This window comes from Thermus neutrinimicus (assembly GCF_022760955.1).
Classification (GTDB): Bacteria; Deinococcota; Deinococci; order Deinococcales; family Thermaceae; genus Thermus; species Thermus neutrinimicus.
In genome coordinates this window covers 37,003-60,300 of sequence record NZ_JAKTNU010000015.1, presented here as the reverse complement: position 1 = coordinate 60,300, position 23,298 = coordinate 37,003, and the positions used below count along the sequence as shown (strand labels likewise).

The window sequence follows — 23,298 nt, the reverse complement described above, 5'->3', positions numbered from 1 at the left end:
GAGTCGGTCCCCCTCTTTTTATCCCAGCCCAGAGTCTCACATGTGTTTGTCCGGGTTCACTTGGTGGTGACCCAGTCGTAGCGCACCCGGCCCTTGGCTCCTTGAAGCTGGAAGCGGAGGAGGTACTCCCCCGGATCCACGGGAAACCGCGCCTCCTCCTGGAAGCTCCCCGAGTAGACCCTCTCCCCCACCATACGCCCCTCCCGGAGAAGGGCCACGGCAAGCCGCCCCTCCTCGAGGTCCCCGGAGACCTTAACCTTCACCGTGTCGTAAAGGCCGCTCACCCGGATGGGGTATTGGGCCTCCCCGGTATACTTCCAGTAGAAAACCGGCAGGAAGGGAGGGTAGCCCACGGCAAGGCCGTAGCGCTCCGCATACCAGTAAAGGCCAAGGGCCAGGAGGGCCAAAAGGAGCAGGGTCCGCATTGCCTTAAGTATACTTGGGCTCATGGCAGGCGCCGACACCAAGCCTTCTCCGGAAGAGGCCTTGGCCCTCCTTAAGCGGGGGGCAGAGGAGATCATCCCCGAGGAGGAGCTCCTCTTAAAGCTGAAGGAAGGCCGCCCCCTGGTGGTGAAGCTGGGGGCCGACCCCACCCGGCCCGACCTACACCTGGGGCACGCGGTGGTCCTGAGGAAGATGCGCCAGTTCCAGGAGCTTGGGCACAAGGTGGTCCTCATCATCGGGGACTTCACGGGCATGATCGGGGATCCCTCGGGACGGAGCAAGACCCGGCCTCCCCTTACCCTGGAGGAAACCCGGGAAAACGCCAGGACCTACGTGGAGCAGGCGGGGAAGATCCTGAGGCAGGAGCCCCACCTCTTTGAGCTCCGCTACAACTCCGAGTGGCTGGAAGGCCTCACCTTCAAGGAGGTGGTGCGCCTCACCTCCCTCATGACCGTGGCCCAGATGCTGGAGAGGGAAGATTTCAAGAGGCGCTACGAGGAGGGCATCCCCATCTCCTTGCACGAGTTCCTCTACCCCTTCGCCCAGGCCTACGATTCCGTGGCCATCCGCGCGGACATTGAGATGGGGGGCACGGACCAGAGGTTTAACCTCCTGGTGGGCCGGGAGGTGCAACGGGCCTACGGCCAACCTCCCCAGGTGGCCTTCCTCATGCCCCTTTTGCTGGGCCTGGACGGGCGGGAGAAGATGAGCAAGAGCCTGGACAACTACATCGGGGTGGCGGAGCCCCCTGAGGTGATGTTCAAGAAGCTCATGTGGGTGCCTGACGCCCTTCTGGAGGGCTACTTCCGCCTCCTCACGGACCTCGAGGAGGCCGAGATCCAAACCCTCCTGAAGGCGGGTCCCGTCCCCGCCCACCGGGTCCTGGCCCGCCTCCTCACCGCCGCCTACGCCCTCCCCGCCATCCCTGCCCGCATCGACCGGGCCTTTTACGAAAGCCTTGGCTACAGCCTTGAGGCCCTGGGCAGGGACAAGGAGGCGGGGCCGGAAGCCGTGCGCCAGGCGGAAGCCCGCTACGACCAGGTGGCCAAGGGGGCCATCCCCGAGGATATCCCCGAGGTGGTCATCCCCCCTTCGGAGCTCAAGGAGGGGCGCATCTGGGTGGCGAGGCTTTTCACCCTGGCGGGCCTCACCCCCTCCAACGCCGAGGCCAGAAGGCTCATCCAAAACCGGGGCCTAAGGCTGGATGGGGAGCTGGTAGAGGATGCGGCCCTCGAGGTGGACCTCTCCCGCCCCCGCATCCTCCAGCGGGGGAAGGACCGCTTCGTGCGGGTGCGGCTTGCGGACTAAGAACCCTCCATGGGCCTAAGGGGCACCTCATACCCGGTGGCGTAGAGGGTGTCCCCTTGGGCCTCGAGGCGTAGCCGGGGCAAGGGGTAGCGGGGAGGCCCATACACCGCTTTTCCCCCAAGGAGGGGATCAAAGGCCCCAAAGTGGCAGGGGCATCCCAGGAAGGGCCTTTCGTAGCGGAAGTTGTAGAGGATGGAGGCCGCCTCAGGGTCGGGCACAAAGTTCACGGTGCACCCCTGGTGGGTGCAGATGCGGCTTAGGGCCAGGTAGTGTTCCTCCCCCAGGGAAAGCCCCCCCAAAACGGGCTCGGGCAGGCGGAGGAGGAAGGCCCTTAGGGGCCCTAGGGGCAAGGGGTACTCAAAGGGCTTCGCCTGCCACACCGCAAGCTCCCCCCGCCGGGCCACCGCCACCTTGGGCCCCTCCTTCCAGATGGGCTCCCCTACCAAGGGCCTTGGGCGGAAGCGGAGGTTATAGGTGCGCACCCCAAACCAGAGGAAGAATCCCCCCGCCACCGCCACCGGTATATAGAAGACCAGGTCCCGCCGCCTCATAGGCTAGAGAGGTAGTCCAGAAGGGCCTTTAGCTCCCCCTCGCTTAAGGGTACCGCCGGCATCTGGCCCCGGCCCTTGAGCACGATCTCCCTCACCGCCTCCGGGGCTTTCAGGATGGGGTTCCCCTTAAGCCTGGGCCCCACTCCCCCTTGGGCCTCGGCCCCGTGGCAGGCGGCGCACCGGGCCTGGTAGACCGTTTTCCCATCCGTCCCCCCCTGGGCCTGGGCCCGGGCCATGGCGATGAGGCCCTCCACCCTTTCCCTGGCCTCCCCGCCCACCTCCAGGTACTTTTCCCAGGCAGCGATGGCCTCCTTCGCCTGTCCCTTCTGGAAGTAAATGTTCCCCAGGAAAAGCCAGCCCTCCGCGGCCTTGGGGTCGGCGTGCTGGGCGATCTCCAAAAACATCTGGGCCTCCTCCGGCCGCCCCGCCATGAAGAGGATGATCCCCACCCGGCGCACGGCCTCGATGTTGGTGGGATCCTTCCTGAGCACCTCCAGGTAGGCCTCCGCCGCCTGGTCAAAGGCCCCTAGGTCATAGGCCCGCCTTCCCCAGGCCAGGAGGTCCCCCACCTCCCCGGTGCGCTTGGCCTTGTCCTGGAGGGCCTTGAGCTCCCGGGCCTCGGCCCGGGCGGTCACCGTGGTCTCCCCGGGAAGCCTGGGCAGGGTGTAGCGCCAAAGCCCCACCCCCAGCAGGACCACCACCCCCAGGGCCAGGGCCACGGGCCAGGGGTTGAAGGGGCGTGGCTCGGGGGGGCGCCAACCCTCTAGGGCCCGCTCCAACTCCACCATCCGGGCCATGGCCAGCTTCTTCTCCTCCCCCTCGAGGCCCTTCACCTCCTCCTTCAGGACCTCCAACTCCTTGAGAAGCTCCTCCCGCCGGGGAGGCTCGGGGAAGGGCTCCTTGGGCCCCAAGAGGGGCCTTAAGGCCAGAAAGAGCCCCAAGAGGAATAGGGCCAGGAAGATAAGGGTGGCCATCATGCGGGAGGCTCCTTAAGCCGGCGCTCCGCCTCCTCCAAAAGCTCTGGAGGGAGGGGCTTTTTAGGGCGGAAGTAGGCGAAAAGCCCTAGGCCCAAAAGGGCCAGCCCCAGAACCGGCAACACCCAGACCCAAAGGGTGATCCCCCGCCTGGGGGGCTCGTAGAGGATCCACTCCCCGTACCGGTCCACGAAGAAGGCCTTGATCTCCTCCCTCGTCTTCCCCTCCCTTAGCATCTCGGCGATGAGGCGGCGCATCTCCACCGCCACCCCGGAGTTGCTCTCCGCCGCCGACTCCCCCTGGCACACGGGGCAGCGAAGCTCCCGGGCGATGGCGAAAACCTCCGGGGGGAGGTCCGGGGGCGGGGAGGCAGGGCCCTCCTGGGCCCAGGCGGAAAGGGCCAGGAGGAGGGAGAACGCCCAAACCCATAGCCCGGCTCCTTGGCGGATCACGGCAACACCTCCTTCAAGTACTTCTCCAAGGTGGCCTGGTCGATGGACCCCGCGTGGCGGACCACCACCCGGCCCTCCCCGTCTATGACAAAGGTCTCCGGGACCCCGTACATCCCGTAGTCCACCCCCACCCGGCCCCTGGGGTCAAAGACCTGGGGGAAGGTGAGGCCAAACTGCTCGATGAAGCGCAAGGCATCCCCCTCCTTGTCCTGGGTGTTGATGCCCACAAAAAGCACCCGGTCTCCATACCGGCGCCAGGCGGCCTCGAGGATCGGGGCCTCCTCGTAGCAGGCAGGGTAGCACCAGCTGGCCCAGAAGTTGATCAAGATGGGCTTTTTCCCCAGGTGGTCGGAAAGCCTTAGGGTTTCCCCCCACTCCCCCCGGTATGGGGGAAGCAGCGGCAGGGTGAAGTCCGGGGCCGGGCGGCGCTCCTTGGCCAACACCGAGGGGAGCTCCTTGGGGTCCCGCTGCATTCCCCAGTAGAAAAGCCCCCCCAGGGCCAGGACCACAAGAAGCCATAGCCAACTCCTCAGGCTGGCCCCCATGGCAAGCCTCACGCCGGGCTCACCCCCTTAAGCTCCTCCCGCTTAGCCGTGGGCCAGAGGATGTACAGGGTGCCCAAGGCCATGAGCCCTCCCGCCACCCACATCCAGAAGACCAGGGGGGTAACGATGAGGCGGATGGAGGCCCACTCCCCCTTCTCCCGGTCAAAGTCCATGAGGAGGAAGTAGTAATCGTTGCCCGGGGTGTAGACCACCTTGGGGGACGGCAGGGGGGAGTTCATCTGGGGGTAGAAGTGAAGCCTGGGACGCACCTCCCCGAAGCGGTCCGTGCGCAAGGAGGCCTCCACGGCAAACCGCCTCCCCTCGTCCAAGGCCCGCACCCCCGAGAACTCCATGCGCACTCCTCCCGCCTCCCAGGCCTGCCCCCGGTACAGGGTCTTCTCAACCTCGAGGCGGTAGGTCTGGCTGAAGGCGATGCCAAGGCCCATAAGGGCCACGGCGAAGTGCACCACAAGGCTTCCCATCCGCCTATGGTTCTCCAAGAACCCCCAAGGGGAAAGCCCGGCCCTAAGGCGGGCCACCACCCCTTCCCGCACCAGGAGGAAGATGGCGGCGGCGTTGTACAGGAAAAGCCCCACCGCCAAGGAAGCCCCAAGGGTATAGCCCCGAAGAAGCCCAAGCAGGGTGCCCAGGAGGAGGACCGCCAGGAGCATGTACAGGTTGCGGACGACCTCCGCCCTCGGCCTCCGCCAGGGCAAAATGGGCCCCACCCCCATGAGGAGGAGGATCCCTGCCCCGATGGGCAGGGAAGCCTGGTTAAAGAAGGGGGCCCCCACGCTCACCTTGGCCCCGCTGAAGGCCTCGGCCAGCAAAGGATAGAAGGTGCCCAGCACCACCACCAAGGCCCAGCCGGCGAAGAAAAAGGCCCCGAGGAGAAGGGCCCCTTCCCGGGAAAGGGGCCGGAAGACCGCAGTGTCCCGCACCTCCCGGCTCACCCGGGAAAGTAGGCCCAAGCCTAAAGCGGTGGAGAGGAGGAAAAAGCCCAGGAAAGCGGGCCCCACCGGCCCCTCGGCGAAGGCGTGCACCGACTGGATCACCCCGCTTCGGGTGAGGAAGGTGCCCAGCACCGTGGCGGCGAAGGCCAGGGTGACGAAGGCGAAGTTCCAAGCCTTAAAGGCCCCCCGGGTCTCCTGGACGAGGGCGGTGTGCAAGAAGGCGGTGGCCAAAAGCCAAGGGATGAAGCTGGCGTTTTCCACCGGGTCCCAGGCCCAGTACCCACCCCAGCCCAGGACCTCGTAGCTCCACCACATCCCCGCCACCTTCCCGGCGGTGAGGAAACCCCAGGCGATCAGGGTCCACCACCGGGTCTCCCCCACCCAGGTCTGGTAACGGCGCACCACCATGGCCGCCACGGCATAAGCGAAGGGCACGCTCAAGCCCACGAAGCCCAGGTACATGAGAACCGGGTGGACAGCCATCATCCAGTGGTTCTGCAAGAGGGGGTTGGGCCCCGTGCCGTCCGAAGGGGGGTTGGGAAGGGTTTGGAAGGGGCTGGCGATGGTGGCCATGACCCCGAAGAAGAAGACCTGGATCCCAAAGAGGACCGCCAGGACCACGGTAGCCCGCCAGGAGTCCAGGGGTTTGCGGCTGGCCAAGAGGGTGTAGAGGGTTTGCAACAGGCCCCAAAGGAGGATGCTGCCCTCCAAGGCGGCCCACGGGGTCACCAGGGTGACCCAAAGGGGATCATGCACCGAGTGGTTGCGGGCCACATAGGCCAGGCTGAAGTCATGGGTGAGAAGGGCCCATTCCAAGGCCAAGAAGGCCGCCAGGGCCGCCAGGAAGGCGGGAAGGACCAGGGCCTTAGCCCCCTTCAGGAAGCGCCCGTCCCCCTGGTGGTAGGCGAGAAGGGAAAGGGCCAGGCCCAGAAGGCTGAAGGCCAAAGCCAGGCTGACGCCCAGGTTGCCGAGAAGGGCCGGGGTCATTTGGCCTCCTCGATGAGCTTGCGCACCTCCTCCGGGGTCCAGCCCTCCTTGGGGGCCTGGTAGGTCTCGGAGTGCTTCACCAAGAGGTTGGTGCCGTGGAAGACCCCTTCCTGAAAGCGGCCCTCCACCACCACCCCCTGCCCCTCCTTGAACATGCCCGGAGGCGTGCCCCTATGCACCACGGGCACCTCCGCCACCCCATCGGTGAGGATAAAGCGAAGCTCCAGGTTATCCTTGTCGTAGCGCACCGTGCCCTCCTTCACCAATCCCCCCAGGCGTACGGGACGGTTCTGGTAACGCCCCTGGTCCTGCAGGTACTCGGAGGGAGTGAGGAAGTAGACCAGGTTCTGCCCCAGGCCGCCGAAGATGAGGTAGGCCAAGGACCCCAGGATGACCACGAGTCCGATCAGGTACTTGGCCCTCATCTCACCCTCCGGTAGCGCCAAAGGAGATAGGCTAAGTAGCCGAAGACCGTGAGGTAGGTGAGGGCGTAGACCCAGGTGACGAAGACCTCCTTCACGCCTCCTCCTTCCTGGCCTCCAAAGCGGCCAACAGGGAGCGGAAGCGCACGAAGCCCAGGTAGAGGAGGGTAAAGACGAAGAGGTTAAAGAGGAGGGCCTGGAGCATGGCGGGGTCCATGTGGATCTTCCCGGTGGTGAGGTCGATGGACTGGGTTTGGTGCAGGCTCCGCCACCACTTCACCGACATGTAGCTGATGGGCACGTTGATAAAGCCCAGGATGCCCACCGCCGCCGCTGCCTTCCTCCTCAACTCGGGGTCCTCTATGGCCCCCCTGAGGAGGAAGTAGCCCACGTAGACGGCAAACAGGATGGCGGTGGTGGTGAGCCTAGGCTCCCAGGTCCAGTAAACCCCCCAGGTGGGCCGGGCCCAGAGCATCCCCGTCACCAGGGCCAGCCCCATGAAGACCAGGCCAATCTCGGCGCTTGAGCTGGCCACCCGGTCGTAGCGGGGATCCTGGCGGAAGAGGTAGAGGAGGGAGTAGAGGAAGGTGACGAAGAAGGCCAGATAACCAAGCCAAGCCCCGGGCACGTGCAGGTACATGATGCGGGCTAGATATCCCTGGTTCACGTCGGGGGGAGCGGAAAGGGCCAGGTAAAACCCCACGGGGAGGAGCAACAGCCCTAGCCCCAGGAAAACCCGGGTGAGGATGTCCGGACGGTCGGGTTGCGCCAACTTCAGCATGCTTGGACCTCCATGACCCCTAGCATAGCCAAGGGAAGGGTTAAAAATCTGTGGCCCCCATACCCCAAGCTCTAACCTTCCATCACCACCGGGAAAAGGAGGGCGCTGGCGGTGAGGTAGACCACATCAAACACCAAAAGGAGTTGCCACCAGGCGGAGATCTCCGCCAAAGGCAACCCCTCCGCCAAGCCGGTGGTGGCCCGCACCGAGGCCAGGACCACGGGCACCACCAAGGAGAAAAGGAGAAGGGGCAAAAGCACCTCCCGCCCCCTAAGCCGGGCCAGGAGGCCGGCGTAAAAGGTGGCCACGCTGGCGTAGCCCAAGACCCCCAGGGCCAGGGTCAGGAAGAGGGGAAGGATGCGCTCCAAGGGCAGGTAAAAGAGGCCCGCCGCCATCAAGAGGGCCAGGGCGGCCAGGGGGAGGAGGAGGAGCATCTGGAAAAGAAGCTTGCCGAAGTAGATCCACTCCTTGCCCCCCGGGGTCAGGAGGAGGTCGTCCAAGGTGCCCTCCTCCACCTCGAGGGCAAAGGCCCGGGTGGACAGGAGCGTGCTCCCAAAGGCCAAGGCCACCCAAAGGACCCCCGGGGCGGCCCGGCGCAAGGGGTCCTCCTCCGGCCCCAGGGCCAGGGCCATGATGAAGAGCATCACCGCAAAAAAGGCCAGGATGGAGAGAAGCCCCGCCCGGTCCCGCACCTCGAGGCGCAGGTCCCTTAAGGCCAGCAAAACCACCCGGCGCACCACCCCCACCCTACCCTGCCCGGCCGCCTGGGGCCACCCTTCCACGGGAAGCTTCATGCTCCCCCCAGCTCCAGGGTGCGGTCCGCCACCTGCTCGGCCAGGGTACGGTCGTGGGTGGCCAGCACCACCCCCGCCCCCTTCCGGGCCTCGGCCAAGGTGGCGAGAAGGAGCTCCCTTCCCCCTTTGTCCAAGGCGGTCTCGGGTTCGTCCAGCAGCCAGATGTCGGGGAACAAAAGGGTAAGCCGGGCCAAGGCGAGCCTCTTCTTCATGCCGCTGGAAAAGGCGTAAAGGGGAAGGTCCCCGGGCAGGCCAAAGCGGTCCAGGGCTTCTTCAGGTTCTTGGCCTTGGTGGTGGAAGGCCAGGTCGTAAAGGAGGTGCTCCCGGGCGGTAAGGTGGCGATGAAAGGCCGGGGGGTTGGGCAGGAACAGGGCCTTGCCCGCCCGCTCCACCTGCCCCCGGGTGGGCTTGAGAAGCCCGGCCATGAGGCGCAAAAGAGTGGTCTTCCCCGAGCCGTTGGGCCCCAAGAGGGCCACCACCTCCCCTCGCTCCAAGGTGAAGGAAAGGTCCCGGACCACCCAGTCCCGGCCAAAGCGCTTGGAGATCCCCTGCAAGCGAAGCAGCATGCCTATACCAGTTTAGGGGTGGCCTCGAGGGGCAAACCTACCCCAGGGGGAAAGCCCCCCAGTGCCCCTCCCGCTACAGGTACTTCTGCAACCACTCCGGGGTAATCCGGAGGAAGAAGGAGTTCAAGGCGCTGTAGGTCCCGGTGAGAAGCAAAACCCCCACCAGGAGGAGCACCACCCCTGCCAGCAACTCCACGTAGTGGGATAGCCGCCCGGCCCGCCTCAGCCAACCCTTAAGCCGCTCGGCAAAAAGGGCCACCAGCAAAAAGGGCACCGCCAGGCCCAGGATATAGGCCAAAAGAAACCCCACCCCACCCCCCACCGCCGTGAGGGTGAGGATGGCTCCCAGGATGGGCCCGATGCAAGGGGTCCAGCCCAGAGCCAAGGTAGCCCCCAGGAGAAAAGCCCCCAAGGGACGTGCCGTCTCCCCCTCGTAGCGCAGGCTCACCCCCCACCGGGGCCTCAGGCCCAGCATGTAGAGCCCAAGGAGGATTAGGACCACCCCTCCCACCCGGGCTAAGGTCTGTCGGTGCTCAAAAAGGAGCCCACCCAGAAGGGTAAAAGGCAGGCCCAAGAGGAAGAACACCAGGCCAAAACCCAGCACGAAGAAGAGAGCGTTGAAAAGGGGGCGCCCCCTCTCCCCCCCCAGGTAGACCAGGTAGGTGGGCACCAGGGGCAAGACGCAAGGGGAGAGAAAGGAGAGCACCCCCGCAAAGAAGGCCGCCGCCAAGGAGACGCTCATGCCTCCATCCTAGGGCAAGGTGAGCCAGGGGAAGCGGCGTTTGGTCTCAGGATCTAGCTCCAGAAGCTCCCGTGCCGGCATCTTCACCTGGGGCAGGGTCTTCTGGTTGATGGGCTCGTGGGCATCGATGATGCCGTTCATGTAGAGGAGGAAGGCCACCAGGTGATAGACCTCTTCGTTGGTGAGCGTACCTGCGGCCCCAAAGGGCATGGCCCGGCGGATGTAATCGTAAAGGGTAGTGGCATACTGCCAGTAGTTGCCAATGGCAAACTCCGCGGGCTCGGTATCTGGCGTGATGGGGAAGGGCTCCGCCACCAGCCGGTTGAAGGGGTACCCCTCCCCCCGGGCCCCGTGGCAGGAGGCGCACTTCTCCGCGTAGATGCGCTCCCCTTCCTCCACCTTGCCTTCCCCCGGGGGAAGTCCCCGGCCATCGGGGAGGACCACGGGCCTAAGGTCGTACTGGACCACCAGCTCCTCGGAGATGGGGCTACCCAGGTTGTACCGGGCCCCCACCGCCAGCCCCAGAAGGGCTAAGAGAACCAGGGTGCGCTTAACCATCAAACACCTCCCCGCCGCATCCGCCCATGGGCCCAAAGGCCTGCTGGCCCAGGGGCCTATCCCCGTTCACCACCCGGCCGTCGGGCAGGATCCGCCAGGCCTGGATGGCGTTGTAGTGGTAGCGGTTGTTCTTGCCCCACTTCTTGAAGAACTCCTCCCGGGTGGGCTGGGTATTCCCCTTCTCGTCCCAGGCCCGGCTCCAAAGCACCACCTCCTTACCGTCCCAGTGCCAGGGCATCTTGAAGCGCACGAAGGCGTAGCGCTCCACCGGGGGTTCCAAGGTGGCCTGCCGCCAGGTCTTACCCTCGTCAAAGGAGATCTCCACCTTGGTGATGCGCCCATACCCGCTCCAGGCCAGGCCGCGGATCTCGTGGAAGCCCGGCTTGATCTGCTGCAAGCCGGAGGGGTAGGTGATGATGGACTCCGGGTCCATGATCCAGGTGAAGGCCCAGACCCTGCCGTCGGCCATCACGTCGGTGTACTCGCTGGTCTCGTCCTTGGCCATGGCGGGGAGGTCGGTGACCAGGATGCGCCTTAACCACTTCACCTGGATGCTTCCCTCCCATCCGGGCACCACCAGGCGCACCGGGTAGCCCTGCTCAGGACGCAAGGCCTCCCCGTTTTGGGCATACGCCACCAGCACGTCCTCCATGGCCTTTTCCAGGGGCAAGGAACGGGTGTAGGCGGCGGCATCCATGCCCTCAGGGATCAGCCACTTGGCCTCCGGCTTCACCCCCGCCTCCTTGAGGAGCAAGGCCAAGGGAACCCCGGTCCAGCTGGCGTTGGAGGCCAGGCCCCGGCTCCGGGTGGCGGTGAGGTTGGGGTCGGGGGGGTTACGGTAGCCGTTTTGCCCGTTCCCAGCACACTCGATGAAGTAGGTGCGGGTCACGGAGGGGAAGCGCTTTAGGTCCTCCAAGGTGAAGACCATAGGCCTTTCCACCATCCCGTGGATCACCAGGCGGTACTTGGCCGGGTCCACCTGGGGCACGCCGCCATGGTGCCGCTCAAAGTGGAGGCCGTTGGGGGTGATCACCCCCTCCAGCTTCTCCAAGGGGGCAAAGTCCGCCCCAGAGTGGCGGGTGCGCAGGTTGGGGGAGATGTAGCGCACCACCCCTTCCTCAAAGGGGCTCCTTTGGCCGTACTCGGAAAGGGGGGCCCCCAGGGTCTTCATGGGGGCAAAGGTCTCCTCATCCCAGGGAGGCGTCTGGGCTTTGGCCTTAAGAAGCCCCAATACGCCCCCTGCGCCCAAAAGCCGGAAGAACTTCCTTCGGTCCATATACCCTCCCATCGTATCGCTTTCCCGCAAGGAAAACCCCGCCCCCTTTGGGGGGCGGGGCCAAACCCTTAAGCCGGGCCGAACATGTCGTTCCAAATGCCCGTGGCCCAGCCGATGGCAGCGGTGCCGTTGGCGGCGGAGCGCTGGTTGTCCACGGAGCCCTGGGACTTGATCTGCTTGGCCGCCTCGTCCCAGGAGTAGTTGGCCGCCACCCAGATGGCCTCCTCCTTGTCCACGAAGGAATAGCAGATGTTGTGGGGAAGCTCCGGAGGAATTTCCGCCAAGGGCTTGCCCTTGAGCCGCTCCACCAGGTGCCGGGCCACGATGGTGCCGGAAACGTAGGCCACCATGCCGCTTTTGGGGTAAGGGGTGTTTCCGGTGATATCCCCCACCAGGTAGATGCGGTCATCCTTCTCGGAGAGGAAGTAGGGGATCTTCACGTTGGCCCAGCGCTCTCCCAGGCCCGCCACCCGCACCAGCTCCCCCGCCTTCATGGGGGGGATGATATCGGCCACGGTGAAGGGCACGTCCCCAAGCTCCGTCTTCACCACCTTCTTCCCGTAGTCCAGGCCGGTGATCTTGGTGTTGGGCACGTACTCCAGGTAGTCCTTGTAGAGGTCGTTGTAGGCGGCCAGGAAGCCCGGGGCCTTGGAGATGGGCTGGGGGTTGGCGTCTAGAACGATGACCTTCCCCTTAACTCCCTTCTCCTTAAGCCGCCAGGCCAGCATGGCCGCCCGCTCGTAGGGCCCAGGAGGGCAACGGTAAGGGGGGTTAGGGATGTACATGACCAGCTCCCCGCCCGTCTCGTCAAACTGGTCCAGCATCCGCCTCAAGGCGATGTGCTCAAAGGGCTTGAAGCCCACGGGCATGAGGTGCTTCACCTCCGCGTACCCGGGGATGGCCTCGTACATGTAGTCGATGCCCGGGGCCAGGACCAAGTAGTCGTAACCGATGTACCCACCAGCGGTTCGCACCAGGCGGCGGTCCCGGTTGATGTCCAAGACCCTTTCCTGAACGAAGATCACCCCGTCCTTGACCACGTGGGTGTAGTCAAAGACCAACCACTCCAGGGGCTTGACCCCCGCCAGGAAGAGGTTGGACATGGGGCAGGACATGAAGATGGGCTTCTGTTCAATAAGCACCACCTCCACGTCCACCCCGGACTGGACCAGCTTCCGGGCCACCGTGGTGCCGCCCCAGCCGCCCCCGATCACCACCACTCGGGGCTTGCGCGTGCGGGGAAGCAGGGTGGCCGGGCGGCTATAGAACTCCTGGGCAAAGGCCGAACCCGAAAGGGCCCCTGCCGCGGCCAAGGCCGCACCCGTCTTCAAAACCTGACGCCGATTCACCTTGCTCATACTCCCTCCTTTATTGGCCAGGGCGGTAAGGAGCCCCGCCCGTGGCTTCCAAGATCTCCGTCATCACCTGGCGGGCCTCCTGGAGCATGGCCACCGCCGGGGTGCCCATCACCCCGGGCATGATGGTCATGAGCATGGGCTCGATGGCCCCCACCAAGACGTCGTTGCCCATCTGCATGGCGAAGAAGCGGCAAGGAGCGGCAAAGCCTCCCGCAGGCTGGGCAAGGAACATAACCCTGGCCCATTCGCTCTTGCAGGGCATGATCACCGTCACCGGGCCCACCTTTACGTTGGGGAGAAGGTTAAGACCGTTGGAGGTGAGCTCCGTTTCCACCATGAGGACCACGTCCTCCACCTTGGCGGAGGGTACCCGGTACAGGAGGGCCGGCATCATGCCGCTGGCGGGATCGGGCATCATGGCGGGGGGCAGGCGCTTCACAATGCCAAGCCGCCCCAGGGCCCCCTCGAGGCGCCACACCAGCCGCTCCACCTCGCCCCCATAGACCTGGAGCATGGAGAAGAGGAGCCGCCCGTCAAAGGTGCCCACCATGTACTTCCCCCCTTGACCGGTGATAAAGACCGTGGGGGGAAGAACAATGGCGGCCATGGGGTTCTTGGAAACCGCCTCGATGCTTCCCCTATCCGGCTTAAGCACCACCAGGCGGTACTCGGGGAAGCCCGGGCCTGTCACCTGGCGCACCTGCTCCCCCAGGTTCAGCACCCGATCCGGCTCGAGGCCCACCGACTTAAGGGCCTGAAGGGTCTTGGCCTCCACCTCCTCCAAAGAACCCCTAACCTCCACCAGCAAGGACTGCGCCAAGCCTAAGCCCAAAAGGGCTACCAGAGCCAAAAGCTTCCTCATTGCGAACCTCCTTCCACCTCCAGGCCAGCGTCCAGCCAGCCTTTGAACCCATGGGCAATGTTCTTGGCATTCTTATAGCCCAGCGCCTGCAAATATGCGGCCACCACCGCCGAAACGCTTCCCGAGTTGCAGTAGACCAGGATCAAGGTCTCCTTATCCTTGGGAAGCTCAGCCAGGCGGTCTGGCACCTGGCCGGCGTAGATGTGCACCGAACCCGGGATATACCCCTTTTTCCGCTCCTCTTCGGTGCGCACGTCCAGGATGAAGGGATCAAAGAGGAAGAGGTCCTTGGCCTCGGTGGGGTACACCAGGTAGCTGGCAGGGGGCACGCGTTGGATGAACTCCCCAAAGGCCCTCACCCAATCCCCGCCCGCTCCCCCTCCCCCCTGGGCCCGGGCCAGGGAGAGGAGGGGAAGCACGGCAAGGAGGTCGCGGCGGCGCATGGCTAGCGGGTAAAGAAGGGCAGCTCCTCAAAGGAGTGCCCAGCCTTGGTGGCCTCGGCCAGCATGTACACCGTCAGGGCGATGTGGACATCCGAGTAGTACTCCGGCTTGGGGATGGCGATGGATTCGTAGCAGAAATCTATACGGTCTTGCATGGTGTAGAGCTTGTCCTCCTCAAAGCGGTAGGCGGGCCACTCGTTCCCCAGGCCCTGCTTGGGGCTCCTGACCGGGGAAAGCCGCACCCTTTGCCCCGCATACTGGTCGTGGCAGACCGCGCAGCTCATGTCCCTTGCCCCCGCGCGGGTGTACCAAAGCTCCCGCCCCAGGTTGTACATGGCCAGCTCCGCGGGGTGCTTGGGCACCACCTGGATCTTAGCCTTGGAGGAGAAGGAGGCGATGTAGGTGGTGATGGCCCGGACCTCCTCCCGCTTGATCTCGCTGGGCTTGTACCCTTGGACGGTCTGCATGCAGGTGTAGACCCGGGTTTCCAGGTCCTCCACCCGCTTGGAGTCGGGGAAGTACTTGGGGAGGATGGCATAGACCCCCTCCAAAACCCCCTTCCCCTTGCCGAAATCACACTCCTCGAGGGTCTTGCCGCTTGGCCCCTTACGGAAGAAGAGCTCCTTCCCTTCCTCCACGAAAAGCTCCCCAGGGAGCACACCAAAGGTCTCCAGGTACATCTGCCGCTGCCGCATGGCCTCCTCAAAGGGGTCCAGGGGCTTTTGCTGCTGGGTGTAGGCCCCCACGCCCACCAGGGTCCCCAAGGCCAATACGCCCAGGAAGAAGTAACGGTTCTTTCTCCTCATGGCTCACCTCCGGTTGATGGGGGACTCGGGGTCCAGGAGGAAGGCCACCAGGTCGGCGGTCTCCTCGGGGGTGAAGAGGCGGTGCACCCCGCCCCGGTACATGAGGGAGCAGGGCACAAAGGCCCAGGCGTTGTAGATCTTCTCGTAGGTGTAGCGCACCACTGCCTCCGAGGTGCCCCGTTGCCCATAGTTGGTCAGGCTCGGGCCCATGGTGCCGTGGGCCACCTCGCTGGCCACCCCGGCGTGGCAGGCATAGCAGTTACCCCGCTTGGGATCGGTGAAAACCTTCTCCCCGTTCTTCCAGTCCCCCATGAGCTTGCCGCTTGCCGGATACTGGATGAGGGCCTTCTGCTCCGCCAGGAAGCCCGGGATAAGGTCAGGGGGAAGCTTGTCCCGGTACTGGGAGCAAAGGGCCTGGCCCTTGTCCTGGGAGAGCATCACCTGGGCAAACTCGCGCCCACCCGCATGCAAAGCCGCCTCGAGGCGGGCCCTGAAAGGGCTCATCTGGGTCAGGCCGAGCCCTAGAAGCAAGACCAAGGCCAGTATTAATCCGACTTTCTTCCTCATGAACTCACCTCCGGTATGCGGTAGTTGCGCCCGATAACCCTCACGTTGGGCTGGGGCAGAACCTTCACCCGCCCCTCGGCCCTCAGGTACTCCTCGAGGACCTGGTAGATGGGCCTGGGCTCGTACCCCCCCTTGGCCTCCCCCACCCGCTGGAGCCTTCCCCCATAGGAGGCCGCCAGATACCGGCGGTTGGGATCCAAGGGCTTGCCCCCCACCTCTATCTCCCGGATGCGCTTGCCGGTGGGGGCATCGGGGTCCAAAACATAGCGAATACCGTAGACCCGGCTCACGTCCCCGCCCTGCTGGTAGAAGGGATCGGGGGTAAACACGTTGCTGGCGATGTCCTCGAGGGTGTTCCGGATCTGCTCCCCCCTTAGCCAGAAGAGGTAAAGCTCAGGGTAGGTAAAGCCCAGGTAGGCGTAGAGGTGATCCCGGGTGATGGCCTGGCCGGGAAGAATGGTGGTGCCCCAGCGCACCGCCGGGCTGAAGACCAGGTCCACCTCCGGGTAAAGGGCCTTGACCGCCCGCCCCACCAGCTCATCCCAGGTGGAGTACAGGGTGTCCCGCTTGTACAGCAAGGACTCGGAGACCGCCAGGGGTTCAAAGAGGTGCTGGCGGTGGGGAGCCAGGGTCCTCTCCAAAAAGGCCTCCACGTCGGGAGCCCCCGGGAGATGGTGGGCCAGAACCGGCAGGATCCGAACCCTTAAGTTGGCGATGCCCCCCTTGAAAAGCTCCAGGTCCACCCGCATCAGGGCCTTGCCGGCCGCGCTTCCCGCCACGATCCAGGTCTTGCCCACCCGCCAGGGGGAAGGGGTGAGGTCGTGGGTGTGCCCGGAAAGGATCAGGTCGATCCCCTTCACCCGCTCGGCCAAGGCCGCGTCCAGCTGCAGGCCGTTATGGGAGAGAAGGACCACCGCATCCGCCCCCTCGGCCCGGGCTTGGTCCACGGCCTCCTGCAAACGGCGCTCGTCCAGGGCAAAGGAAAGGCCTTGGGTGAACTCCTCGGGGTGGGAAACCTTCACGTAAGGGTAGGTGGCCCCCACGATGGCCAGGGCGTAGCGGCCCATCTGGTGGATCCGGTAGGCGGGGTAAAGGGGGTCGCCGAAAAGCTCATCCACCACGTTGTAGGAAAGGTGCTCCCCCTTAAGCCCTTGGAAAAGGGCCTCCGCCCGCTCCCGCCCCAGGGTCCACTCCCAGTGGGAGACCATGTGGTCCACCCCCGCGAGGTTCTGCCATTCCACCAGGGCTTCCCCCTGGGTGAGGAGGGAGAGGCCGGAGTTGGTCCAGGTGTCCCCGCCATCCAAAAGGAGCACCCTTCCCCCTGCCGCTTCCGCTTGGGCCTTCTGCTGGCGGATAAGGGCGGTGAGGGCGCTTAGGCCCCCGATGGGGCCAAAGGCCTTGGCCAGCTCCACGAAATCCAGGTAGCTAAGCAGGTAGGCCAAGGGGGTCTTCCGCTCCACCCCGTAGTAGCGCAGGACGGTCTCCCCGGTGAGGTAGCCGGGCCGGCCCATCAGGGGCTTAGGGGCAATGAGGTTAGGGGGCTCCATGAAGTGGTGGGGAAAGGCCTGGCCGTGGAGGTCGGAGAAGTAGAGGAGGGTGGCGTTGCCATAGGGAGGAAGGTCGTAAAGCCGGGAAGGGTTCTCCAGAACTTGGGCCAAGGCCTTGGGCCCAAGCCCCGCCAACGCGGAAATCCAGAAAAGGAGCTCCCTTCGGTTCATTTGGACCCCACTGCGGGTTTGGTGTTGAAGTCAGACTCCGGATCCAACAAGTAGGCCACCACGTCCGCGATCTCCTCGGGGGTCAGAAGCCCCTGCGCACCGAAGCGGTACATGACCGTGCAGGGGAAAAAGGCCCAAGCATTGTAGATGACCTCGTAGGTGTAGCGCTGCACCGCCTCGGACTGGCCCCGGTTCAGGCCGTACTTTTCCAGGCTGGGCCCCACGTCCCCGCCCAGGTGCACCGGGGAGCCAAAGTGGCAGGAGAAGCAGTTGGCCTTCTGCAGGTTGTTGAAGATGGCCCCGCCCTTCCTCCAGTCCCCCATGAGCTTGCCGCTTGCCGGGTACTGGATGAGGGCCCGCTGTTCTTCCAGGAACTTGGGCAGGGTATCCGCGGGCAGGCGGTTCCGGTGGAGGGAGCAAAGGGCCTGGTCGGGGCGCTGGTTAAGGAAGACTTCCGCATAAGCCTTGCCACCCGTCTGGATGGCCTCCAGCTCGGAAGGGCCAAAGTACGACTGGGCCAGGGCCACCACCAGGGGCGCGGCCAACAGGATGGGGATAAGCCTTTTCGCCTTCATCGCCGCCTCCTCACCGCACAAAAGCCGGCCACTCCTCCACCACCGCGCCGTTGTTCTGATAGGCCATGAAAAGCTCGAGGGCTAGGATGGGCAAGGAGTAAAGGGCAGGCTGGGGATGGCCGATGTTGCCGTAGCAGGCCCGGATACGGTCCTGCATGGTCCAGATCTGGTCGTTGGAGTAACGGTAGGCAGGCCAGTGGGTCCAGGACTTATCCTTGCCCAAGACATCCGCGTAAGGCAGGACCCCCGCCCGCCGGCCCACGTAGGACACGTGGCAGGTGGCACAACCCACATCCCGGGCCCCACTGCGGGCATAAAAGAGCTTTTCGCCCAGGGCATAGAGCTCCCGTTCCTGGGGAAAGAGGAGGCGTACCTGGATGGGTTTCCCCGTGGAGAAACTGGCGATGTAGAAGGCGATGGCCACCACTTCCTGGCGCTTGATCTGGTCGGGCCGGAAGCCCTGGACCCGGGTCATGCAGGTGAGGATGCGGCTATCCAGGTCCTCCACCCTGCCCGTGTCCAGGAAGTAGCGGGGTAGCCGGGCCGCCGCTCCCTCCAGAACCCCCTTCCCCAGGCCAAAGTCGCACTCGGCCATGGTCTTACCGTTTGGCCCCTTGCGGTTAAAGAGCTCCTTGCCCTGCTCCACGATGAGCTCCGTGGGCAGGATCCCCGCGGTTTCCAAAAGGAGTTGCTTCTGCCGCTTGGCCTCCTCCCTGGGATCCACCTCCGCCTGGGCCAAGGCCAGACCCAGCAAGAAAAGGCCAACCACCCACCACCAGCCACGTAAGGCCATACCCCCACCTCCACGCCATACCCGGCGCCCGGGGTTCCCCCCGGGCGCCACCTTTAGGCCAGCTCCAGCTTTACCGTGCCCTCGCCGGTGTCCCCGTCGGTGTCCTTAAGCTTGACGGTAAAGGTCCCCGCCTTTTCCGCTTTGAACATGAAGCCGTAAAGGGGGTTGGCGCTGGTGGAGGGGCCGGGTTTGGCCTCGGCCACCTTCTCCCCCTCGAAGTAGACCTCCACCTGGTTGATGTACTTGGCGGGGATGACCTTGCCCTCGGCATCCTTCCGGGTTCCGGGCTCGTTGGGATGCTGGGCCACCACCTGAAGCTTAAAGTTCTCGCCCGCCTTGGGCTTGGCTGGGGTCAAACGAACAATGGTACGAATGGCCATCTTCTACCTCCTTAACCGCAGCCACCCACGGTCACGCGGGTGCTGGCCGAAGCCAACAGGAGCTTGCCGTCCGCCGTTTCCACCACCGCCCGGATGGCGCTGGTCTCCGCCAGCCGCACCCGGGTGGCGTAGTAGGGCAGGGCCTTCATGGGCATGAAGGCCACCAGGTGGGGGGTGGGGTTCTTGTCGGCGAAGAGATGGATGGCCTTCACTTGATCGGAAGGCAGGTTCACCTCCACCTCAGCGGGAACGTTGGCCCCGCTTTCCGCAATGGCCGGCATGGTGAGCTTGATGGCGTTGGAGGGTGTAAGGTCCTTAAACCCCTTGCCCAACACCGCCTGCAGGGCCTTCTCCAAGTTGGCCAGATCCTCGCCCTCCAAACCCTGCGCCCTCACGGGAAGCCCCGCCAAGGCAACGGCCCCAAGGGCTACGCCGGTGGTCCTTAGAAACGCTCGCCTATTCACACACACCTCCTTTGGCACACATTTGGCGCAACTCCGCAAGGAACTGCGCCCGAGGCCGGCTGCCAAAAAACCGGCCCACCTCTTCCCACGCCCCCTTGCGGAAGGCGAGGAAGACAAAGGTTGGGGTGCCCGGAACCCGGTAGCGCCGGGCAAGCTCCTGGCCCTCCGGGGTTTCCGTACCCACGGAGGCCACCACAAACCTGTCCTCCAGAAGTTGGCTCACCTGGGGATCGGAGAGGACGAAGGTATTCATCTGGTCGCAGTAGGGGCAGTGGGGGGAGTGAAAGTACACCAACACCACCCGCCCGTGGGCCCGGGCCAGGTCCAGCGCCGCCCCAAAAGGGTACCAGCGACCGAAGTCCGGGGCAGCCAGGGCTGCGGCCAGGGTTAGTACCAGAAGGGACCAAAGTACCCGGTATGCGTACATCTTATACACCGCCTGGGTACACCCAAGGACATTTGTACCCTAGCACCCCTCCCGGGGCCATGTCAAGCTCCTTTGACACGGAGCCTCCTTCTCATAAAAACCTGCTTATGTAGCCTCCTCCCCCGGGAATCCCGCCTACCCCCCGGGACTATACCCTTAAGGAAAGTTAAAGATTAGGCTTGGCCAAAGGCCTTGACAAGGAGCGAGGGACAAAATACCCTGATACCCCGGAGGGTAAAGATGAAACGGACCCTAACCGCTCTCCTCCTTATCGGTAGCCTGGCCTTTGCCCAGGCGGACGGCGCCAAGCTCTATGCCCAGTGCGCGGGGTGCCACCAGGCCAACGGCCAGGGGCTTCCTGGGGCCTTCCCGCCCCTGGCGGGGCATGTGGCCGAGATCCTGAACCCCAAGGGCGGCCGCGAGTACCTCATCAAGGTGCTCCTCTGGGGCCTTCAGGGGTCCATCGAGGTCAAGGGCATGAAGTACAACGGGGCCATGCCCGCCTACAACGGCCTTAAGGACGAGGAGATCGCCGCCCTGCTCAACCACATCGCCACCGCCTGGGGGGACGACAAGAAGGTCCAGGGCTTCAAGCCCTTCACCGCCGCTGAGGTCAAGGCCCTTAGGGACAAGAAGCTCACCCCTCAGCAGGTGCTGGAGGAACGCAAGAAGCTCGGCCTAAAGTAAAGAAAGCCGGTGGGGAACCCGGGGGTAATCCCCGGGTTCCTTGTTTAATGGAGGGGTGCTGGAGCTTTCCTTGGAAAAGCGCTTCCCCGGCTTCCAACTGGCCCTGGACCTCACCGCTTTGGAGGGCGAGGTCCTGGCCCTTTTGGGACCCTCGGGAAGTGGCAAAAGCACCCTGCTAAAGCTCATCACCGGGCTCCTTTCCCCCGACCGGGGTTTTGTGCGCTTCGGGGGACGCGACCTCACCCCCCTGCCCCCCGAAAGGCGGGGGATCGGGTTTCTTTTCCAGGACTACGCCCTCTTCCCTCACCTCACCGTGGCGGAAAACATCGCCTTTGGCCTGGTGGAAGCCCGTTGGCCCAGGAAGGAACGGGAAGCGCGGGTGAAGGAACTCCTGGAACGCATGGAACTCGTATCCCATGCCCGAAAGCGCCCCCAGGAGCTTTCCGGGGGAGAACAGCAACGGGTGGCCCTGGCCCGGGCCCTGGCACCAAGGCCTAGGCTCCTCCTCCTGGACGAACCCCTAGGCGCCCTGGACCTAAGGCTACGGGAGGAGCTCCTCTTCTTCCTGCGCAGGACCCTCCGGAGGGAAGGGGTGACCACCCTGGTGGTCACCCACGACCAGGGGGAGGCCTTCCTCCTGGCCCACCGGGTGGCCCTTTTGCGCCAGGGAAGGATCGTGCAGGTGGGGCTTCCGGAAGAGGTGTACGCAAGGCCCAAGGACCTTTGGACCGCCCGTTTCCTCGGGCACAAAAACCTCCTCTCCCCGGAGGAAAGCCGGGCCCTGGGTCTACCCGCCAGACCCCACCTTCTTCCGCCAAAGGCTCTTCGCCTGGGGGGGGAGCACCCGGGGGAGGTGGAGGAACGGCTTTTCTTCGGAAGCAGGGTGGGGCTTTGGGTGCGGCTTGGAACGGTGCGGCTTTACCTCGAGGCCCTGGAAGGCCCCCCAGAGGGGGCCCAGGTCCATCTCCACCTGGACCTTTCCCAAGCGGTACCCTTGGAGGGATGAGGCGCTTTGCCCTTTTGCTAGGGGGTCCCCTTCTGGTTGGGGAAGGTCTAAGGGAGCGCCTGAAGGGTTACCGCTTAATGGCGGCGGACTCCGGTGGCCGGCACGCCCTGGCCCTGGGGCTTCCCTTGGAGCTATGGCTTGGGGACTTTGACTCAAGCCCCCCCTGGCTCCAGCACATCCTTCCTGCCCCCAAGGAGGTGCTTCCCCGGGAAAAGGACCTGACGGACGGCGAAGCCCTGGTGGGAAAAGCCCTGGAGCTGGGGGCCAAGGAAATTCTCCTCCTGGGGGGTATCGGGGGCCGCCTGGACCACACCTTGGCCCACCTGGAGCTGGCCTTCCTGCTGGCGGAAAAGGGGGTACGGGCAGAGCTCGCCGACGGGCTCACCCGAGCCTTCCCCCTCCTCCCTGGGCTTCACACCTTTCCCTTGGAAAAGGGGGCTTCCTTCAGCCTCCTGCCCTTCCCCGAGGCTACCTTGGCCGTGGAAGGAGCCCGCTGGAACCTTCCCCCCACCCCCCTTAAGGCCACCACCCTTACCCTGGAGAACCAGGCCCTAGGACCCATCCGCATCCGGGTGGAAAGGGGAAGGGCGGTGCTTTACCTGTTCTAGCCGCCTTGACAGAGCCTTGAGGGAAGGCTACACTGGCTTTTGGCGTTAAGGCCAGCGCCGTACGCCCACGGTGTGGCTTGGGCCGCTAGCTCAACCGGTAGAGCAACCGACTCTTAATCGGTGGGTTACAGGTTCGAGTCCTGTGCGGCCCACCACAAGACCCCGGGAAACCCCCGGGGCTTTCCCTTACCATGGGGCCCATGGAGCTCCCCAAGACTCCCCTGGACCTCCTGGACCTGGACTTGCCCCGGGGGGAACCCTGGGGCTACGCCTTCGCCCAAAGCCTCCTCAAAGCCCCCTGGGCCTGGCGGGCCCTAAGGCCCACCCCGGGGCTGATGCAGCTTTTGCGGCAGGACCTCGAGGCCCTTTCCTTGGAACTGGAGGAGAGGCGAAGGGAGTACCCTTTAGCCGACCTGGGGGAACGCCCCCCCTACCCCGCTGAGGAAGAGGCCCTGGCCGCCCTCCTCGCCCGCAACCCCGAGGCCCTGGCCCGGGTACTCCAAGCCCACGGGCCCTATCCCTTTGCCCTCTACCGGACCTTCCGCTTCTTTGGCGAGGTGCGTCCCCTGGAAAACCCCCGCCTGCCCCGGGAGGACGAGCTTCTGGGCTACGAGGAGCAGCTTAAGGCCCTCAAGGCCAATGCCCTCCGGTTCCTGTCGGGGAAACCCGCCCTCCACACCCTCCTCTACGGGGCCCGGGGCACGGGCAAAAGCACCGCCGCCAAGAGCCTTTTGCACCTTCCGCAAGCCCGCATGGTGGAGGTGGAGCCCAAGGCCCTAGACCACCTGGAAAGCCTGCTGGAGAGGCTGGCCCTTCTTCCCCACCGCTTTTTCCTCTTCCTGGACGACCTCTCCCTGGACCCCAAAGAGGAGGCCTTCCACCACCTGAAGGCCCTCCTGGAAGGAAGCCTCGAGGGTCCCCCGGAAAACGTCCTCCTGGTGGCCACCTCCAACCGCCGCCACCTGGTGCGCCATCTTGGGGAAAACCCCCTGCCTGGGGAAGGCCCCACGGCCTGGGATGCCCTTCAGGACGCCTTGGCCCTTTCCGAGCGCTTCGGCTTAGTCCTCACCTTCCCCCCCTTTGACAAGGCCCTCTACCTACAGGCGGTGGTCCACCACCTGGGCCGCTCCCTGACCCCCAAGGAGGAGGCCGAGGCCCTGCGCTTCGCCCTGCAGAAGGGTTTCTCCGGACGGGTAGCCCGGCAGTTCGCCCTCTCTCAATTGGGTACAACCCCTTGACAACCCTCAATCC

Annotated in this window: 29 protein-coding genes and 1 tRNA gene; 6 read left to right on the top strand and 24 right to left on the bottom strand. The window is 64.9% G+C overall.

The features are described from left to right. Nucleotides 1–56: 56 nt before the first annotated feature. Complete coding sequence (locus L0C59_RS09095; protein ID WP_243091041.1) at nucleotides 57–425, bottom strand: hypothetical protein; 369 nt, start codon at nucleotides 423–425, stop codon at nucleotides 57–59. A 22-nt stretch (nucleotides 426–447) separates the two neighbouring features. Here L0C59_RS09095 and tyrS point away from each other — a divergent pair, with 22 nt between their 5' ends. Continuing rightward, nucleotides 448–1,752, top strand: coding sequence for a tyrosine--tRNA ligase (gene tyrS, locus L0C59_RS09090; protein ID WP_243091040.1), 1,305 nt, complete (start codon nucleotides 448–450; stop codon nucleotides 1,750–1,752). Here tyrS and L0C59_RS09085 read toward each other — a convergent pair. The 23 genes from L0C59_RS09085 to L0C59_RS08975 form a co-directional block, all read right to left on the bottom strand. After that, on the bottom strand, nucleotides 1,749–2,303 hold the full coding sequence (locus L0C59_RS09085; protein ID WP_243091039.1) for a Rieske 2Fe-2S domain-containing protein: 555 nt from the start codon (nucleotides 2,301–2,303) through the stop codon (nucleotides 1,749–1,751). The genes tyrS and L0C59_RS09085 overlap by 4 nt on opposite strands. After that, nucleotides 2,300–3,280: a c-type cytochrome gene (locus L0C59_RS09080; protein WP_243091038.1), complete on the bottom strand. Its 981-nt coding sequence runs from the start codon at nucleotides 3,278–3,280 to the stop codon at nucleotides 2,300–2,302. The genes L0C59_RS09085 and L0C59_RS09080 overlap by 4 nt, the downstream gene beginning before the upstream one ends. Beyond that, entirely contained in the window at nucleotides 3,277–3,729 is a 453-nt protein-coding gene (locus L0C59_RS09075; RefSeq protein ID WP_423247930.1) for a cytochrome c-type biogenesis protein, read from the bottom strand. Before L0C59_RS09075 ends, L0C59_RS09080 begins: the two co-directional genes overlap by 4 nt. Then, a complete protein-coding gene (locus L0C59_RS09070; protein ID WP_243091044.1) occupies nucleotides 3,726–4,262 on the bottom strand; it encodes a TlpA family protein disulfide reductase in 537 nt (178 codons plus the stop codon). Before L0C59_RS09070 ends, L0C59_RS09075 begins: the two co-directional genes overlap by 4 nt. A 20-nt stretch (nucleotides 4,263–4,282) precedes the next feature. After that, nucleotides 4,283–6,214 (bottom strand): heme lyase CcmF/NrfE family subunit, encoded by a 1,932-nt coding sequence (locus L0C59_RS09065; protein WP_243091037.1) that lies wholly within the window; start codon nucleotides 6,212–6,214, stop codon nucleotides 4,283–4,285. Further along, a complete protein-coding gene (gene ccmE / locus L0C59_RS09060) occupies nucleotides 6,211–6,639 on the bottom strand; it encodes a cytochrome c maturation protein CcmE (RefSeq protein WP_243091036.1) in 429 nt (142 codons plus the stop codon). Before ccmE ends, L0C59_RS09065 begins: the two co-directional genes overlap by 4 nt. Before the next feature lie 91 nt (nucleotides 6,640–6,730). Further along, on the bottom strand, nucleotides 6,731–7,417 hold the full coding sequence (ccsA, locus tag L0C59_RS09055; protein WP_243091035.1) for a cytochrome c biogenesis protein CcsA: 687 nt from the start codon (nucleotides 7,415–7,417) through the stop codon (nucleotides 6,731–6,733). Between the two features lie 71 nt (nucleotides 7,418–7,488). Continuing rightward, on the bottom strand, nucleotides 7,489–8,211 hold the full coding sequence (locus tag L0C59_RS09050) for a heme exporter protein CcmB (RefSeq protein ID WP_243091034.1): 723 nt from the start codon (nucleotides 8,209–8,211) through the stop codon (nucleotides 7,489–7,491). Beyond that, nucleotides 8,208–8,777, bottom strand: coding sequence for an ABC transporter ATP-binding protein (locus L0C59_RS09045; RefSeq protein WP_243091033.1), 570 nt, complete (start codon nucleotides 8,775–8,777; stop codon nucleotides 8,208–8,210). Before L0C59_RS09045 ends, L0C59_RS09050 begins: the two co-directional genes overlap by 4 nt. A 73-nt stretch (nucleotides 8,778–8,850) precedes the next feature. After that, nucleotides 8,851–9,519, bottom strand: a complete 669-nt coding sequence (gene ccdA / locus L0C59_RS09040) for a cytochrome c biogenesis CcdA family protein (protein WP_243091032.1) — start codon at nucleotides 9,517–9,519, stop codon at nucleotides 8,851–8,853. 9 nt (nucleotides 9,520–9,528) lie between these two features. Beyond that, nucleotides 9,529–10,077: a c-type cytochrome gene (locus L0C59_RS09035; RefSeq protein WP_243091031.1), complete on the bottom strand. Its 549-nt coding sequence runs from the start codon at nucleotides 10,075–10,077 to the stop codon at nucleotides 9,529–9,531. Beyond that, nucleotides 10,070–11,353, bottom strand: a complete 1,284-nt coding sequence (gene soxC, locus L0C59_RS09030) for a sulfite dehydrogenase (RefSeq protein WP_243091030.1) — start codon at nucleotides 11,351–11,353, stop codon at nucleotides 10,070–10,072. Before soxC ends, L0C59_RS09035 begins: the two co-directional genes overlap by 8 nt. A 68-nt stretch (nucleotides 11,354–11,421) precedes the next feature. Next, nucleotides 11,422–12,711 (bottom strand): FCSD flavin-binding domain-containing protein, encoded by a 1,290-nt coding sequence (locus tag L0C59_RS09025; protein WP_243091029.1) that lies wholly within the window; start codon nucleotides 12,709–12,711, stop codon nucleotides 11,422–11,424. A 10-nt stretch (nucleotides 12,712–12,721) separates the two neighbouring features. After that, complete coding sequence (locus L0C59_RS09020) at nucleotides 12,722–13,573, bottom strand: translation initiation factor 2 (RefSeq protein ID WP_243091028.1); 852 nt, start codon at nucleotides 13,571–13,573, stop codon at nucleotides 12,722–12,724. Next, nucleotides 13,570–14,016: a rhodanese-like domain-containing protein gene (locus tag L0C59_RS09015; protein ID WP_243091027.1), complete on the bottom strand. Its 447-nt coding sequence runs from the start codon at nucleotides 14,014–14,016 to the stop codon at nucleotides 13,570–13,572. Before L0C59_RS09015 ends, L0C59_RS09020 begins: the two co-directional genes overlap by 4 nt. Before the next feature lie 2 nt (nucleotides 14,017–14,018). Then, on the bottom strand, nucleotides 14,019–14,822 hold the full coding sequence (soxA, locus tag L0C59_RS09010) for a sulfur oxidation c-type cytochrome SoxA (RefSeq protein WP_243091026.1): 804 nt from the start codon (nucleotides 14,820–14,822) through the stop codon (nucleotides 14,019–14,021). Between the two features lie 3 nt (nucleotides 14,823–14,825). Then, nucleotides 14,826–15,389 (bottom strand): sulfur oxidation c-type cytochrome SoxX, encoded by a 564-nt coding sequence (gene soxX, locus L0C59_RS09005; protein WP_243091025.1) that lies wholly within the window; start codon nucleotides 15,387–15,389, stop codon nucleotides 14,826–14,828. Then, nucleotides 15,386–17,107 (bottom strand): thiosulfohydrolase SoxB, encoded by a 1,722-nt coding sequence (gene soxB, locus L0C59_RS09000; protein WP_243091024.1) that lies wholly within the window; start codon nucleotides 17,105–17,107, stop codon nucleotides 15,386–15,388. Before soxB ends, soxX (L0C59_RS09005) begins: the two co-directional genes overlap by 4 nt. Further along, a complete protein-coding gene (soxX, locus tag L0C59_RS08995) occupies nucleotides 17,104–17,682 on the bottom strand; it encodes a sulfur oxidation c-type cytochrome SoxX (RefSeq protein ID WP_243091023.1) in 579 nt (192 codons plus the stop codon). Before soxX (L0C59_RS08995) ends, soxB begins: the two co-directional genes overlap by 4 nt. 10 nt (nucleotides 17,683–17,692) lie before the next feature. Then, a complete protein-coding gene (gene soxA, locus L0C59_RS08990; protein WP_243091022.1) occupies nucleotides 17,693–18,475 on the bottom strand; it encodes a sulfur oxidation c-type cytochrome SoxA in 783 nt (260 codons plus the stop codon). 53 nt (nucleotides 18,476–18,528) lie between these two features. Beyond that, the gene (soxZ, locus tag L0C59_RS08985) at nucleotides 18,529–18,855 is read right to left on the bottom strand and encodes a thiosulfate oxidation carrier complex protein SoxZ (protein ID WP_243091021.1); all 327 of its coding nucleotides are present in this window, start codon (nucleotides 18,853–18,855) and stop codon (nucleotides 18,529–18,531) included. 11 nt (nucleotides 18,856–18,866) lie between these two features. Further along, on the bottom strand, nucleotides 18,867–19,319 hold the full coding sequence (gene soxY / locus L0C59_RS08980) for a thiosulfate oxidation carrier protein SoxY (protein WP_243091020.1): 453 nt from the start codon (nucleotides 19,317–19,319) through the stop codon (nucleotides 18,867–18,869). Next, nucleotides 19,312–19,746 (bottom strand): SoxW family protein, encoded by a 435-nt coding sequence (locus L0C59_RS08975; protein ID WP_243091019.1) that lies wholly within the window; start codon nucleotides 19,744–19,746, stop codon nucleotides 19,312–19,314. The genes soxY and L0C59_RS08975 overlap by 8 nt, the downstream gene beginning before the upstream one ends. Before the next feature lie 240 nt (nucleotides 19,747–19,986). Here L0C59_RS08975 and cycA point away from each other — a divergent pair, with 240 nt between their 5' ends. The 5 genes from cycA (at nucleotide 19,987) to L0C59_RS08950 (ending at nucleotide 23,285) form a co-directional block, all read left to right on the top strand. Next, nucleotides 19,987–20,433, top strand: coding sequence for a cytochrome C-552 (gene cycA / locus L0C59_RS08970; RefSeq protein WP_243091018.1), 447 nt, complete (start codon nucleotides 19,987–19,989; stop codon nucleotides 20,431–20,433). Between the two features lie 55 nt (nucleotides 20,434–20,488). Further along, on the top strand, nucleotides 20,489–21,439 hold the full coding sequence (locus L0C59_RS08965) for an ABC transporter ATP-binding protein (RefSeq protein ID WP_243091017.1): 951 nt from the start codon (nucleotides 20,489–20,491) through the stop codon (nucleotides 21,437–21,439). Next, nucleotides 21,436–22,047 (top strand): thiamine diphosphokinase, encoded by a 612-nt coding sequence (locus tag L0C59_RS08960; RefSeq protein WP_243091016.1) that lies wholly within the window; start codon nucleotides 21,436–21,438, stop codon nucleotides 22,045–22,047. The genes L0C59_RS08965 and L0C59_RS08960 overlap by 4 nt, the downstream gene beginning before the upstream one ends. A 79-nt stretch (nucleotides 22,048–22,126) precedes the next feature. Further along, nucleotides 22,127–22,202: transfer RNA gene (locus tag L0C59_RS08955), tRNA-Lys, on the top strand. A 36-nt stretch (nucleotides 22,203–22,238) separates the two neighbouring features. Then, entirely contained in the window at nucleotides 22,239–23,285 is a 1,047-nt protein-coding gene (locus L0C59_RS08950) for a DUF815 domain-containing protein (RefSeq protein ID WP_243091015.1), read from the top strand. The last annotated feature ends 13 nt before the right edge of the window (nucleotides 23,286–23,298 follow it).

Excerpts from the sequence above, each read along its gene's own strand:
- L0C59_RS09095 (WP_243091041.1), bottom strand. The coding sequence starts at position 425 with ATGCGGACCCTGCTCCTTTTGGCCCTCCTGGCCCTTGGCCTTTACTGG.
- tyrS (WP_243091040.1), top strand. The coding sequence starts at position 448 with ATGGCAGGCGCCGACACCAAGCCTTCTCCGGAAGAGGCCTTGGCCCTC.
- L0C59_RS09085 (WP_243091039.1), bottom strand. The coding sequence starts at position 2,303 with ATGAGGCGGCGGGACCTGGTCTTCTATATACCGGTGGCGGTGGCGGGG.
- L0C59_RS09080 (WP_243091038.1), bottom strand. The coding sequence starts at position 3,280 with ATGATGGCCACCCTTATCTTCCTGGCCCTATTCCTCTTGGGGCTCTTT.
- L0C59_RS09065 (WP_243091037.1), bottom strand. The coding sequence starts at position 6,214 with ATGACCCCGGCCCTTCTCGGCAACCTGGGCGTCAGCCTGGCTTTGGCC.
- ccmE (WP_243091036.1), bottom strand. The coding sequence starts at position 6,639 with ATGAGGGCCAAGTACCTGATCGGACTCGTGGTCATCCTGGGGTCCTTG.
- ccsA (WP_243091035.1), bottom strand. The coding sequence starts at position 7,417 with ATGCTGAAGTTGGCGCAACCCGACCGTCCGGACATCCTCACCCGGGTT.
- L0C59_RS09050 (WP_243091034.1), bottom strand. The coding sequence starts at position 8,211 with ATGAAGCTTCCCGTGGAAGGGTGGCCCCAGGCGGCCGGGCAGGGTAGG.
- L0C59_RS09045 (WP_243091033.1), bottom strand. The coding sequence starts at position 8,777 with ATGCTGCTTCGCTTGCAGGGGATCTCCAAGCGCTTTGGCCGGGACTGG.
- ccdA (WP_243091032.1), bottom strand. The coding sequence starts at position 9,519 with ATGAGCGTCTCCTTGGCGGCGGCCTTCTTTGCGGGGGTGCTCTCCTTT.
- L0C59_RS09035 (WP_243091031.1), bottom strand. The coding sequence starts at position 10,077 with ATGGTTAAGCGCACCCTGGTTCTCTTAGCCCTTCTGGGGCTGGCGGTG.
- soxC (WP_243091030.1), bottom strand. The coding sequence starts at position 11,353 with ATGGACCGAAGGAAGTTCTTCCGGCTTTTGGGCGCAGGGGGCGTATTG.
- L0C59_RS09025 (WP_243091029.1), bottom strand. The coding sequence starts at position 12,711 with ATGAGCAAGGTGAATCGGCGTCAGGTTTTGAAGACGGGTGCGGCCTTG.
- L0C59_RS09020 (WP_243091028.1), bottom strand. The coding sequence starts at position 13,573 with ATGAGGAAGCTTTTGGCTCTGGTAGCCCTTTTGGGCTTAGGCTTGGCG.
- L0C59_RS09015 (WP_243091027.1), bottom strand. The coding sequence starts at position 14,016 with ATGCGCCGCCGCGACCTCCTTGCCGTGCTTCCCCTCCTCTCCCTGGCC.
- soxA (WP_243091026.1), bottom strand. The coding sequence starts at position 14,822 with ATGAGGAGAAAGAACCGTTACTTCTTCCTGGGCGTATTGGCCTTGGGG.
- soxX (WP_243091025.1), bottom strand. The coding sequence starts at position 15,389 with ATGAGGAAGAAAGTCGGATTAATACTGGCCTTGGTCTTGCTTCTAGGG.
- soxB (WP_243091024.1), bottom strand. The coding sequence starts at position 17,107 with ATGAACCGAAGGGAGCTCCTTTTCTGGATTTCCGCGTTGGCGGGGCTT.
- soxX (WP_243091023.1), bottom strand. The coding sequence starts at position 17,682 with ATGAAGGCGAAAAGGCTTATCCCCATCCTGTTGGCCGCGCCCCTGGTG.
- soxA (WP_243091022.1), bottom strand. The coding sequence starts at position 18,475 with ATGGCCTTACGTGGCTGGTGGTGGGTGGTTGGCCTTTTCTTGCTGGGT.
- soxZ (WP_243091021.1), bottom strand. The coding sequence starts at position 18,855 with ATGGCCATTCGTACCATTGTTCGTTTGACCCCAGCCAAGCCCAAGGCG.
- L0C59_RS08975 (WP_243091019.1), bottom strand. The coding sequence starts at position 19,746 with ATGTACGCATACCGGGTACTTTGGTCCCTTCTGGTACTAACCCTGGCC.
- cycA (WP_243091018.1), top strand. The coding sequence starts at position 19,987 with ATGAAACGGACCCTAACCGCTCTCCTCCTTATCGGTAGCCTGGCCTTT.
- L0C59_RS08960 (WP_243091016.1), top strand. The coding sequence starts at position 21,436 with ATGAGGCGCTTTGCCCTTTTGCTAGGGGGTCCCCTTCTGGTTGGGGAA.
- L0C59_RS08950 (WP_243091015.1), top strand. The coding sequence starts at position 22,239 with ATGGGGCCCATGGAGCTCCCCAAGACTCCCCTGGACCTCCTGGACCTG.